We start from the raw sequence: 10949 nt of genomic DNA on the forward strand, positions 1-10949 counted from the left end.
GGCAAGATCTCTGTCAGATCCTCAACTACCCACCTGGCTCTAGAGCAGGCCTCGCCACAAGGCTTCACGGCTACCGAGTTGCCCACGACGTTGAAGACGTCTATGTCCCACACGTCGTCGCCCACGTAGGTCACCTCTCTTAGATCGAACCCCAATTTCCCGGCCAGCTCGGCGATGACCCTGTGCTTCTCCATCAAGGGGACCCTGACTAGGCCCCCGGGCACCAGCTCGTCGCCCTCGTACCTTAACTCGTTGTAGTAGCAGAGGCTTATGCCGAGCCTGCTACATACCCTGCCAACGACCTCCCCTATCCCGGAGCTCACGACTGCGACCACGTAGCCCTCCCTCATGAGGCGGCTCACGACACCGGGGGCCTCTTCTCTCACACCGATCCACGAGACGGCCCTTTCTACGTCCTGTCTCCTTATCGGTTTCCCGTAGCTGTGGATCATCAGCGCGACGTCTATCTTCATCCAGTCCTCGTAGGTTATTATGCCTCTCCTGTAGTAGTCTGCGAAGAGCCTGTTGTCCCGGCTACCGAAGTACTCGTGTAAGACGGCCCAGCTGCTCTTGGCGGTGGTCAGGACGCCGTCGCAGTCGAAGACTATTAGCCCTCTACCCACCCGCGACAACCTCCCTCAGCCTCTCCACGTCTCTCTTATCCAAGAAAGTCGTTCTGCACTGGACGACCCTGATTCTGCCCCCTTCGTACGAGATTCTGACTACGAAGTCCTGGCTCACCCTCAGCAAGACCTCGTTCCCTGCCAGGGACACCTCATAGTTGGAGAACATGGACTTGACCCGCTCGAACAACTCGGAGAGCTCCGACTTCACGGGCTCGCCCACGCTCAGCCTCTGTGCTATGTCTAGCGCCTTGGCCCTCACCTCGGGGAGGTCTCTGTACTCCTCTGCGACCTCTCTTAGGATGCCGACGAGGACTTCCAGCGCGTTACCGCCCTTGAACGCGCTGACGAGTAGCTCGAAATCCTTGCTGTTAAAGTAGTCTAGTAGCTTCTCGGGGTTCCCGCCGTATACGCTGAAGCCGTACCTCGACTCCGCTTGGGATATGAGCCTCCTCACCTCGTCCACGGTGTTGGCCTGGATCTTCCCCTCTCTGAGAGCCCTTCCAAGATGGGGGTTCACGATGTTCCTCAAGAAGTCCTTTAAGGCCATCAGTGTTCAACCTATGGTTTTTAAAGGGGCTCATACCTTATATATCAGCGACAACGCGTGGTGGATGGGGTAGTTAGTGAGTAGACACCAGAAGAAACACTCGTGGGCTCCTTACACGAGCGACGTCCAGAAATTCAGCATCTACCCCAGCATCAAGAGGCCGGAGGAAGACAGGGAGCTGAGAGTTGGCTCGATAGCCGTCCTGAACATCGACGAGGTAGACGAGAAGGGCAACGGTATCGCCAAGTACAAGAACGTGAAGGTGATCGTGAGGAATGCTAGCCTGGGCTCCAGAGTCAAAGCGCGTATCCTCAAGCTCGCCCCCGACTACGCGGTCGCAGAGGTTGTGGAAGTACTAGAGGACTCCTACGTGGATTACTGATGCCCGGGAGAAGCTTGTTCTCCGAGATAGCGCAGGTGGTCGGGGCCGAGGTCGCGTCGACACTCGAGCTGGGGGAACCCATTGAAGGAGAGGACGCCTGGCTGGTGCTAGACTACCTGTTGGAGAACAAGCCTGTCGAGGTCGTTGACGAAGAGGAGGTTGTAGAAGGAGGAGAGTGCTACCACGTCGCCCTGGTCGTGGAGGGCTCCTACCTCTTCTACCTGTTGAAGACGGGTAGGGTTAGCAGGTGCGTCCTTATAGAGGTCGGTAAAAACAGGGTGGAGAGCGTACTCGACGAGGTTTTTCGTAGGCTAGGCAAGTGCGGTGAGGAGGGCTAGCCGGCCTACTTCTTGTAGCCGATCTTCCTCAAGAAGCCGTGCCTCTCTTTTTTGTCCTCGTCCCCTTCAACGCCTAGCGGTGTGTAGCCGTCGACTACGCCGACTACCGCCCTGCCCTGGTCAGTCTCGGCTACTATGACTTGAACAGGGTTACCAGTCGCGACGTAAATGGACACGACCTCTTGCACGCTCTTCAGCTGGTTTAAGACGTTTATCGGGTACGCGTTCCTTATGAAGAGGACGAACGTGTGGCCCGCCCCGATCGACAAAGCAGCGTCGACCGCAGCCCTAGTTAACTCTTCGTCATTGCCCTCGTATCTCACGAGCCTCTTCCCGCTGGCCTCGTTAAAGGCCAGGCCGAACTTGATCCCGGGTACAGATGTGACGAGCACCTCGTATATGTCCTCGACCGTCTTGATGAAGTGGCTGCGCCCTATTATCACGTTGGCGCCCTCGGGTATTTTAACGGGTACAACCTTGAAGGACACGGACACCCGAGAACACCATACTAAATATTCACACGAGTTTTCGTATTAAGGTTTCCTAGGCCAATACAAGGTGCCTTCTTGATGTTGAAGGATTAAATAGGTGATACGACCTTAACAGAAGCAGAGCCCCACTGTTTAAAAGGGTTTGTTATGAGGGCTGTTTTGAAGATCGTGGATTTGAGTCCTTACGTTGAGAACGACGGCGTCGTCACCGCCTTACTCTACAAGCAAGAGGAGAGGTGGAGCGAGGTCGAGGTCGGAGAGGGGCTTGAAAGCCTTCTCTCGGTGGCGGGGAACACCATATCCAGCAACCCGCCCCAGTCGAACGTCCTCAGATTCGTCGAAGTAGAGGCGCCGGGCATGAAGGTAACGATAGGAGAGGGGTCTGTTGAAGGCGTCGAGACCGTGATCTCCCCCATCCCGGCCTACTTGAGGTCTATCAAATTCGTCAAGGTCGAGGGAGAGAACCCCGTAGTCGTGCACGAGTTCAAGCCGGGCAACCCCAGCATTGTTTACGACTCGTCCATTGCCTTCGGCAAGAAGCTTGAGTACGACTTAATCCTCGTCGAGACAAGCGAGGGTGTCAGGATACTCTTTCCCCACGAGCTCCTACTCGAAAAGGTGAAGACCGAGACTAAAAAGAGGAGGAAAAGGCGGAAGGCGCGGAGGAGTAAGAAGAGTAAAGCAGAAAAGAAGAAAAAGAGGAGGAGTGGTAAGAAGAGGAGGAGGGCTCGTAGATGAGCTTCAAGGAGCTACCCCACATTAAGGCTAGACCGGGAGACATAGCAAAAAACGTCATCGCCGTGGGCGACCCGGGTAGGGTAGACCTGTTGAGCCAGCTTCTCGAGGAGAGGAGGGTCGTCAACGAGCACAGAGGTCTAAAGGTGGTGACGGGGACCTACAAGGGCGTGAAAGTCTCCATAGCCACTCACGGGATAGGCTGCCCCTCCGCGATGATAGTGTTCGAGGAGCTGGGCATCCTAGGCGCGAGGCGGTTCGTAAGGGTCGGAACAACGGGGGGTCTGAGGAGGGACATAAGGGTCGGCGACGTCGTAGTCGCCACGGGAGCTGGCTACACCCAGGGGGGATGCGGCCTAGGGCAGTACATGCCCGGTATATGCGGTGCCACGAGCCCACACCCTGTTTTAACGGCCAGGATTATGGAGTCGTTGAGCAGGCACGGGGTCAGGTTTTTAGCGGGGCCCGTCTACAGTAGCGACGCCTTCTACGCTGAAGACCCATCGTTTGCCGAGAAGATGAGCCACCTGGGATTCGTTGCCGTGGAGATGGAGGCCGCCGGCTTGTTCGCGCTCGGCTGGATGAGGGGTTGGGAGACGGCTGCCGTACTGGTAGTCAGCGACGTTCTGCCGTCCGAGGAAAAGGTGTTCCTCACAACAGCCGAGCTCGCTGACAAGTTTACTAGCGTCGCAAAGGCCGTCCTAGACGTATTCTCGGAGCTAAGGGACTAGAGGGTATGGAGATAAGGCTATACAACACGCTGAGCAAGGAGTTAGAAGTCCTCAGGCCCGTTGAAGAGAGCACTGTCAAGATGTACGTCTGCGGCCCTACAGTGTACGACTATACGCACATAGGGCACGGCAGGACGTACGTCGTGTACGACGCCTTGAAGAAGTACCTATCGCTCAGAGGCTACAATGTCATACACGTCATGAACATCACCGACATAGACGACAAGATCATCAGGAGGGCCCAGAGCGAGGGGAGAGACTGGAGAGAGGTCGCCGACGAGTACACGAGGGACTACTTGGAGGGCCTCTCCAAGCTGAAGGTAACGATAGACCACCACCCTAGAGTAACTGACCACATAAAGGAGATCATAGAGTTCATACAAGTTCTAATAGACAAGGGCTACGCCTACGTCGCACCGAGCGGTAGCGTGTACTTCGAGGTCGACAAGTACCCAGACTACGGGAGGCTCTCGGGGAGAGCCAGCAAGGAGCTGTGGAGCCAAGAACCCGAGTTTCTCGCCGAGAAGAAGAAGCCCTACGACTTCGCGCTGTGGAAAGCGAGCAAGCCGGGGGAGCCGTACTGGGAGAGCCCGTGGGGCAAGGGCAGGCCGGGTTGGCACATAGAGTGTAGCGTGATGAGCTCTAGGTACCTAGGGGGCCGGTTCGATATACACGGCGGCGGGACAGACCTGATATTCCCACACCACGAGAACGAGAGGGCCCAGAGCGAGGCGTACTACGGCGGCAGGTGGGTGAGCATCTGGATGCACACGGGGTTGGTGATGGTCGGCAGCGACAAGATGAGCAAGAGCCTGGGCAACATAGTGCCTTTGAAAGAGGCTTTTGACAAGTGGGGGCTGGCGCTGAGAGTCTGGTACTTGTCTTCCCACTACAGGAAGCCGCTGGTCTTCTCTGAGGAGGCGCTCGAGCAGTCTAAGAGGTTCTACGAGAGGTTCGTGAACACGTGGAGCCTGTTGACGAGACTGGAGAGAGAGGCCGTCGACAGACACTACGTGAGAGACGAGGACATAGCGAAAGCCAGGCAACTCCTCGAACTCCGCAACAAGTTCCACGAGTCTCTGTCAAACGACTTTAACACCCCCGAAATGCTCGCCGCCGTCAACGAGCTTATGAGCTTCGTGAACAGAGAGCTGGCCTACAGGCCCGTCCACATGCTGGTGTCGATCGCCAAGAAACTGTTCAGGGAGGCTAACGCGGTCCTGTCCCTTGTAGAGGAGGCCGAGACGTCGGCAGAGGAAGAAGTGGACTCACTGGTGAGGCTAATAGTGGACATCCGGCGCGAGCTGAGGAGTCTGAAGTTGTACGACCTCGCCGACAGGATCAGGAGCGAGCTCATGAGGCAGGGTATAATACTGCAGGACAAGGGGTTAGAGACCACCTGGATCAAGAAGAAAACCCGTTGACTCCTCACAGTGAGCGCGTAGAAGTGCTTCGCAACCACCACACGCAACACGGTACGCGCTGCGTCGTCTCTCCTTCGGGTGGATGAAGCTCAAGCCCAGCTATGGGCGTAATAACGCTTATTTACTTTACGGTCGCTCCAATATCCTATGTACAGGTATAAGCATGCTTACCGAGAGCTGATAGCCGACACGGGGGATGGTTGTTGAGGGGCTACAGGATAGAGGAACACCCTATCCTAAAGTTCAGGCGTGGTAGAGTTGTCAAGTTCCGCTTCAACGGTGTAGAGGTTGAGGGTTACGAGGGCGAGAGCGTTCTAGCGAGCCTCTACGCTCTGGGCTACAGGGTCTTCTCTTACAGTAAGACCGGTAGGCCTCGCGGCGCTTTCTGTATGATAGGCAAGTGCTCGAGCTGCCTAGCCAGAGTCAACGGTATCCCAAATACCAGGATCTGCATCGAGCCCGTGAGGGATGGTCTCGTCGTCGAGACCCAGAGCGGGCTACCCGAGATCCCCTCGGAAACACGCGGCGACGTCTCCGAGGAGGAGATCGAGGCCGATGCCGTAGTTGTTGGTAGCGGCCCGGCCGGTCTCCAGGCAGCGCTGACGCTCGCCGGACACGGGCTAAAGGTCGTACTCGTGGAGGAGCACTTCAAGCTCGGCGGGCAGCTGGTTAAGCAGACGCACAGGTTCTTCGGAGACGCGGCGTACTACGGTGGCGTGAGGGGGTTCAAGATCGGCGAGCTACTCGCAGAGAAGGTTCGCGCTAGCCCGAACATAAAGGTCCTAACCTCAACAAGGGTCTACGGGTTCTTCGCCGAGGGCTACCTCGGCGCAGCGACCGTCACAGGCGAGCCCAGGCACTACCTGATCAAGTCGAAGTACACGATCGTCGCCACCGGCGCCTCGGAGAAACTCGCGTTATTCGAAAACAACGACCTCCCAGGAGTAATGGGAGCAGGGGGTGCCCAGACGCTAATGAACGAGTACGGTATTAGGCCGGGGGACAGGGCCATCGTCGTCGGGAGCGGCAACGTGGGGTTAATAGTCGCCTACCAACTACTCCAGGCAGGCGTGGACGTGAAGGCCGTACTGGAGCTCAGGGACGAGATCGGCGGGTGGTTCGTCCACGCAGCAAAGATCAGGAGACACGGCGTCCCCATCAAAACGAGGCGTACTCTGCTGAGGGTGGAGGGGCACGATAGAGTGGAGAAGGCCGTGTCCGTGGCAGTCGACGGGGGCTACAACCCAATACCCGGGACCGAAGAGGCGTACGACGTCGACCTAGTCCTGCTGGCCGTCGGGCTCCAGCCGAACTATGCTCTGCTTAGCCAGATGGGGGCTGTAGTAAAGCACGTCCCCGAGCTCGGGGGTCTGGTCCCCGTGAGGACCTGGAGCATGGAGACCTCGATACCGGGCGTATACGTGGCCGGCGACCTCTCCGGTGTCGAAGAGGCTACAGCTGCTTTCCTCGAGGGAGAGCTGGCGGCCCAATCGATTCTTGAGAAGGAGGGGTTGGTAGAAGGGAAGAGGGCGGAGGTGCTACACTACTTGTGGAACGTGTACAGGATGAGCCCCGTGCTCGAGAGGGCGAGGAGAGGCAAGTTGTCGGTGACGCTGAGCGAGGGAGAGATGGAGGAATTGAGGAGGGGGGCGGGTTGAGCTTCCGGAGGACCGGGGTACTGTCCGTCGAGGAGCTGGCTAGACTGGGCATCATACCGCCCGAGGAGAGAATGAAGAAGAAGCCGGTTGCTATTATAGAGTGCCCGGAGGAAGTCCCCTGCAACGTATGCGTATCCGCGTGCCCGTTCAACGCTATCAGGAAGGAGACTCTCTACTCTCGCCCTAGGCTGGAGGAGAACAAGTGCATAGGGTGCGGAGTCTGCGTCGTCAAGTGCCCTGGGCTAGCGATATTCGTGGTAGACCTCCGCGGCGAAGACGCGCTCCTCACACTCCCCTACGAGATGAGCCCGCCGCCGGCGAAAGGGGACAAGTGCCTCTTGCTCGACAGAGAGGGCAGGGTTGTGGGCGAGGGGGAGGTCGTCAAGGCGTGGTCCTACGACTCGACGTGGGCCGTCACGGTGCGCGTCCCGCGCGACATGTGGCTCCACGTGAGGGCTATTAAGGTGGTGAAGAACCGTGCTTGACGCGAAGAAGGTGATCGTGTGCAGGTGTGAGGACGTAACACTCTACGACGTCGAGAAGGCCATAGAAGAGGGGTTGACGGACCTCGAACTCTTGAAGAGGAAGCTGAGGATCGGTATGGGGCCCTGCCAGGGCTCTGGCTGCCTACTGCTCGTCGCATCCGTCCTCGCGAGAAAGAAGGGGGTCCCCGTATCCGAGGTACCCCTCCCGGTTAGCAGGCCCCCGATAACCCCGGTTCAGTTAAAGTTCTTCGCGGGTGGTAAGAGTGGCTAGGCGGCTGATCATCGTAGGTGCGGGCGTTACTGGGCTCATGACGGCCAAGTTCCTGGTCGACAGGGGCTTCAGCGACATTCTCGTCATAGACAGGAAGTACCCGGGGTCGGGCGGTAGCTTCAGGTGCGCTACGGGCGTTAGGGCGAGCTTCACTAGTAGAGAGCACATTAAAGTGATGCTCAGGGCAATAGACCTGTGGCCGAAGCTGTCTAAAGAGCTCGGGATAAAGTACTCGAGAGACGGTTACCTGTGGCTCCTCACGAGGGACAGGGACGTCGAGTTCTTCAGAGAGGCGGTGAAGTTCCAGAACAGCCTGGGCGTCCCTACCAGGCTCGTAACACCCGAGGAAGTGAGGGAGCTGGCCCCCACGATAAACACGTCTAGTGTTGTCGCCGCCGTCTACGACCCCATAGCAGGGAAAGCCAGCTGTTTCGACAGCGTGACGAACACGTTGACACACCTCCTAGCCAGAGGAGTCGAGGTCAAGTGGGGTGTAGAGGCTAGAAAGATAGCGCGCGAGGGAGGGGGGCTCGTCGTCGAGACGAACATCGGCTCCCTTAGAGCCGACAGCGTCCTGGTAGCGGCCGGGGACGGGAGTAGGAGGTTGCTCGAGACCTTGGGCGTCGACCTGCCGATCAGGAACCTCCCCAAGCACGCCCTAGTCACGGAGGCGTTTAGACCCGTCTTCAAGCCCCTGATCATAGACTGGGCCACCTCATCCTACATCGTCCAGCTGTTCAACGGCAACTTCTACATTGGCGCCGACATACCCGAGGCCTACGACACGGCGGCGAAGGTGAAGCTCGAGTTCCTCAGGAAGGCTGCGAGGGTGTGGACGTCTTACTTCCCTTGGCTTAGAGAGGTCTACGTGCTGAGGTACTGGACGGGGTACTACGACATGACGCCCGACCACCACCCCGTAATAGGCCCCGTGGAGGGCCTCGAAGGGGTCTACGTCGCCGCAGGCTTTAGCGGGCACGGGTTTATGATGGCCCCTGCCGTCGGCGAGGCCCTAGCGTCGTACATACTCGGGGAGAGGCCGCTCGTCCCCGAGTTCGAGAGACTATCCCCTGGCAGGTTCGCGAGAGGGGAGCTTATAAAGGAGATAGCCGTATTCGGCTAAAGTAGACCTAGTGGTTTTCAATGCTCGTAGACAGGTTTGGTAGGCCTCTCACGAGCCTTAGGATCAGCGTCACCGAGAAGTGCAACCACAGGTGTGTTTTCTGCCATAGAGAGGGCCTCCTAAACTACGAAAGTGAGAGCGAGCTGGGGGCAGAAGACTGGGGCTTCGTGGCGAACGTCGCGAGCTACCTCGGTATAAGGGACGCTAAGCTGACCGGCGGGGAGCCGCTAGTCCGTAGAGACATAGTGGAGATCGTTAGGGAGATCACGGGGAACGGGCTGAGCACCTCAATAACGACAAACGGTAGCCTGCTCGACAAGTACGCCAAAGGGCTCGCCGAGGCCGGCGTTGACCACGTGAACGTGAGCCTGCACTCCCTCAGGGAAGACGTGTTCAAGGCTATAACAGGCGGGGACCTCAAGCGGGTTCTCCAGGGTATCGAGGCCGCGCTACAGTACGGGATCAGGCTGAAGCTCGACTTCGTAGTACTGACGTGGAACAAGGACGAGGTCGCGGACCTGGTCGAGTTCGCGTCGAAGAAGGGGCTTGAGATAAACATGATCGAGCTGATCCCGCTCGGAGTCGACGCCGAGCTGTACAAGAGGATACACGTCGAGTTGAGGGAGGTCGAGGAGTACCTGAAGAAGAGGGCGGTCAAGGTCGAGGTAAAGGAGTTCCAGAGCAGGCCAGTCTACCACCTCGACAACGGCGTGAAGGTCACACTTATTAAAGGCTTCTGCAACCCCGAGCTGTGTGCTAGGTGTACCAGGATAAGGTTCACCCCAGACGGGAAGATCAAGCCGTGCCTCTTCAGGAACGACAACCTCGTCGACGCGAGGCCCTACATCCTATCCAGGGACTTCCACGGGCTGGTCGAGGCGTTCAAGAAAGCTAATAGCCTGAGAGAACCCTACTTCAAGGTAGTCACGAGGTGACCGCCTTGAGTATGGTGGACATCACCGAGAAGAAGCCGGTCTACAGGGAGGCTGTTGCCGAGGGCGTCATAAGGCTTAAACCCGAGACGCTCAGGTTGATCAAGGAGGGCAAGGTAGAGAAAGGAGACGTGCTCGAGGTGACCAGGGCGGCTGTTGCTATGGCTGTGAAGAAGACCAGCGAGCTCCTCCCGTTATGCCACCCTATCCCTGTCACTCACGTGGAGACCAGCTTCGACTTCCCGTCAGACAACGAGCTCAGGTTGACGGTGAAGGTGAAGACAGTTGCTCAGACGGGCGTCGAGATGGAGGCGCTGACAGGCGTCGCGGTGGGCCTCCTCAACGTATGGGACATGGTGAAGAAGTACGAGAAAGACGCGGAGGGCCAGTACCCGGACACCAGGATAGAGTACATAAGAGTGGTCAGTAAGGTCAAGACCTCGCCCTCTTCACCCTAGTCTCGTCGCCGATAACCCAGTACTCGCCGTCCTCCCTCACCTCGAGCTTGAATATCGGGGCCTCTTTCTTCACCCTGTCTATTATAACCCTCGTAGCTCTGTTGACCTCGTCCCTCCCTCTCCCTGCCGCGACGATGATGACTGTTGCCTCGCCGGGCCTCACCTCTCCCAGCCTGTGGAGGATGACCACGGCCTCTAGGCTGTTCTTCTCCGCCTCCTCTCGCGCGATCCTCTCGAGCACCCTCTCAGCGACCTCCTTGTAAGCCGTATAGACCAGCTTCTCGACCTTGAACCCGCCCACCCTCCCCTTGACGACCCCCATGAATACCTCTACTCCGCCGACCTCCTTGTCCACAGCTACCTTACTCACCTCCTCCAGGATACTCATGAGCCTGCCAGCAATGTCCCCTTCAACCAGCTCGGCTCTCACGATCAACGTCAACCACCCGAGGAAGGCGGCAGTAGCACTACTTTGTCCCCGTTGTAGACCACGCGCGACTCTGGTGCCGGCTCGTCGTTCACGAAGACGACGATGCTAAACCTCCTCCTCACCTCGAGAGGGACAAGGGTCTCCACCAACTCCCGCACGGTGACCCCCTCCCTGAAAGTGTAGCGTCCCTCCTTGACGTAGTCCCCGAGAACCCCGTACGCCTTGATATATACCTCGACCACGAATCGCGCACCTGCGACGAGGTTCAACCCCAAGTTGCCAACCATGTCTTTCAAGCGCTTTAAACCCGAGCAGTGG

General features: G+C 58.0%; 16 protein-coding genes. 11 read left to right on the forward strand and 5 right to left on the reverse strand.

Annotated elements, in window-relative coordinates:
• Both ACP5VX_RS05175 and ACP5VX_RS05180 read right to left on the reverse strand, forming a co-directional pair.
• A partial coding sequence (locus tag ACP5VX_RS05175) for an HAD family hydrolase (RefSeq protein ID WP_428724825.1) occupies nucleotides 1-623 on the reverse strand: 623 nt, incomplete at its 3' end.
• A complete protein-coding gene (locus tag ACP5VX_RS05180) occupies nucleotides 616-1173 on the reverse strand; it encodes a hypothetical protein (RefSeq protein WP_428724826.1) in 558 nt (185 codons plus the stop codon). The genes ACP5VX_RS05180 and ACP5VX_RS05175, both read right to left, overlap by 8 nt.
• A gap of 76 nt (nucleotides 1174-1249) precedes the next feature.
• Between ACP5VX_RS05180 and ACP5VX_RS05185 the strand changes: the two genes are divergently transcribed.
• Together ACP5VX_RS05185 and ACP5VX_RS05190 are read left to right on the forward strand one after the other, a co-directional pair.
• The gene (locus ACP5VX_RS05185) at nucleotides 1250-1555 is read left to right on the forward strand and encodes a TRAM domain-containing protein (protein ID WP_428724827.1); all 306 of its coding nucleotides are present in this window, start codon (nucleotides 1250-1252) and stop codon (nucleotides 1553-1555) included.
• Nucleotides 1555-1893 (forward strand): hypothetical protein, encoded by a 339-nt coding sequence (locus tag ACP5VX_RS05190; RefSeq protein WP_428724828.1) that lies wholly within the window; start codon nucleotides 1555-1557, stop codon nucleotides 1891-1893. Before ACP5VX_RS05185 ends, ACP5VX_RS05190 begins: the two co-directional genes overlap by 1 nt.
• 5 nt (nucleotides 1894-1898) lie before the next feature.
• On the opposite strand, the gene ACP5VX_RS05195 is transcribed toward ACP5VX_RS05190, so the two are convergent.
• Entirely contained in the window at nucleotides 1899-2387 is a 489-nt protein-coding gene (locus ACP5VX_RS05195) for an adenosine-specific kinase (protein ID WP_014737989.1), read from the reverse strand.
• Between the two features lie 144 nt (nucleotides 2388-2531).
• Here ACP5VX_RS05195 and ACP5VX_RS05200 point away from each other — a divergent pair, with 144 nt between their 5' ends.
• From ACP5VX_RS05200 to moaC, 9 genes are all read left to right on the forward strand, one after another.
• Complete coding sequence (locus ACP5VX_RS05200; protein ID WP_428724829.1) at nucleotides 2532-3122, forward strand: hypothetical protein; 591 nt, start codon at nucleotides 2532-2534, stop codon at nucleotides 3120-3122.
• Nucleotides 3119-3850: a purine-nucleoside phosphorylase gene (locus ACP5VX_RS05205; RefSeq protein ID WP_428724830.1), complete on the forward strand. Its 732-nt coding sequence runs from the start codon at nucleotides 3119-3121 to the stop codon at nucleotides 3848-3850. Before ACP5VX_RS05200 ends, ACP5VX_RS05205 begins: the two co-directional genes overlap by 4 nt.
• Before the next feature lie 5 nt (nucleotides 3851-3855).
• Nucleotides 3856-5274, forward strand: a complete 1419-nt coding sequence (gene cysS, locus ACP5VX_RS05210) for a cysteine--tRNA ligase (protein WP_428724831.1) — start codon at nucleotides 3856-3858, stop codon at nucleotides 5272-5274.
• Between the two features lie 203 nt (nucleotides 5275-5477).
• The gene (locus tag ACP5VX_RS05215) at nucleotides 5478-6932 is read left to right on the forward strand and encodes an FAD-dependent oxidoreductase (RefSeq protein ID WP_428724832.1); all 1455 of its coding nucleotides are present in this window, start codon (nucleotides 5478-5480) and stop codon (nucleotides 6930-6932) included.
• A complete protein-coding gene (locus tag ACP5VX_RS05220; protein WP_428724833.1) occupies nucleotides 6929-7417 on the forward strand; it encodes a 4Fe-4S binding protein in 489 nt (162 codons plus the stop codon). Before ACP5VX_RS05215 ends, ACP5VX_RS05220 begins: the two co-directional genes overlap by 4 nt.
• Nucleotides 7410-7688, forward strand: coding sequence for a (2Fe-2S)-binding protein (locus tag ACP5VX_RS05225; protein WP_428724834.1), 279 nt, complete (start codon nucleotides 7410-7412; stop codon nucleotides 7686-7688). Before ACP5VX_RS05220 ends, ACP5VX_RS05225 begins: the two co-directional genes overlap by 8 nt.
• Nucleotides 7681-8811, forward strand: coding sequence for an NAD(P)/FAD-dependent oxidoreductase (locus ACP5VX_RS05230; protein WP_428724835.1), 1131 nt, complete (start codon nucleotides 7681-7683; stop codon nucleotides 8809-8811). The genes ACP5VX_RS05225 and ACP5VX_RS05230 overlap by 8 nt, the downstream gene beginning before the upstream one ends.
• A gap of 20 nt (nucleotides 8812-8831) precedes the next feature.
• Entirely contained in the window at nucleotides 8832-9746 is a 915-nt protein-coding gene (gene moaA, locus ACP5VX_RS05235) for a GTP 3',8-cyclase MoaA (protein WP_428724836.1), read from the forward strand.
• An 11-nt stretch (nucleotides 9747-9757) separates the two neighbouring features.
• Complete coding sequence (gene moaC, locus ACP5VX_RS05240) at nucleotides 9758-10201, forward strand: cyclic pyranopterin monophosphate synthase MoaC (protein WP_428724838.1); 444 nt, start codon at nucleotides 9758-9760, stop codon at nucleotides 10199-10201.
• Here the strand turns inward: moaC and ACP5VX_RS05245 are convergent.
• Nucleotides 10176-10631 (reverse strand): molybdenum cofactor biosynthesis protein MoaE, encoded by a 456-nt coding sequence (locus ACP5VX_RS05245; RefSeq protein ID WP_428724839.1) that lies wholly within the window; start codon nucleotides 10629-10631, stop codon nucleotides 10176-10178. The genes moaC and ACP5VX_RS05245 overlap by 26 nt on opposite strands.
• Nucleotides 10632-10639: 8 nt before the next feature.
• Nucleotides 10640-10949: MoaD/ThiS family protein (locus ACP5VX_RS05250; protein ID WP_428724837.1), on the reverse strand; the 310-nt coding region annotated here is incomplete at its 5' end.

The sequence above is a fragment of the Thermogladius sp. genome, assembly GCF_049970955.1.
Classification (GTDB): domain Archaea; phylum Thermoproteota; class Thermoprotei_A; order Sulfolobales; family Desulfurococcaceae; genus Thermogladius.